The 564-nt window shown below is 76.6% G+C and carries 1 protein-coding gene; it reads right to left on the bottom strand.

From position 1 onward, the window contains the following. Positions 1-564 (bottom strand): MFS transporter (locus KUM32_RS33230; RefSeq protein WP_217145639.1); only part of this gene is annotated, 564 nt, incomplete at both ends.

Below are 564 nucleotides of genomic sequence, written 5' to 3'. Positions count from 1 at the left end.
GGCGAGGACCCGTTGCAGGTAGAGGGAGACGAAGTAGAAGCTGGCGAACTGGCCCGAGGCGAGCAGGAGCATCGTCGCGTTGGCACCGCCGACGGCGCGGTGGGTGAGCAGGCCGAGGCGGACCAGCGGCTGTGCGGCCCGCCGCGACTCCTGCCAGCCGAAGGCGGCGAGCAGGACGACGGCCGCGCCCAGGGTGCCCACCGTGGTCGGCGAGGTCCAGCCGTCGTCCGCGGTGCGCACCACGCCGTAGACCAGCGCGGCCAGTCCGACCGTGGCGAGCAGCGCGCCGACCAGGTCGAGGCGCGGGCGGCGCGCGGGGCGGTGGTCGGGGATCGCGCGCCCGGCCACGAGGGCCAGCGCCACGATCGGCACGTTGACGAGCAGCACCCAGCGCCAGTTGAGGTACTCGGTCAGCACGCCGCCGATCAGCACGCCGGAGGCGCCGCCGGCCGCGCCAGCGGCGCTCCACAGCCCGAGCGCGCGGGCCCGGCCCGTGGCGGGGAAGACGGTGGTGACGATGGTCAGGGCGACCGGCGCCAGGACGGCGGCGCCGAGCCCCTGCAC

It is taken from the genome of Streptomyces sp. AC627_RSS907 (assembly GCF_019049165.1).
This window is presented reverse-complemented; position numbering and strand designations above follow the sequence as displayed.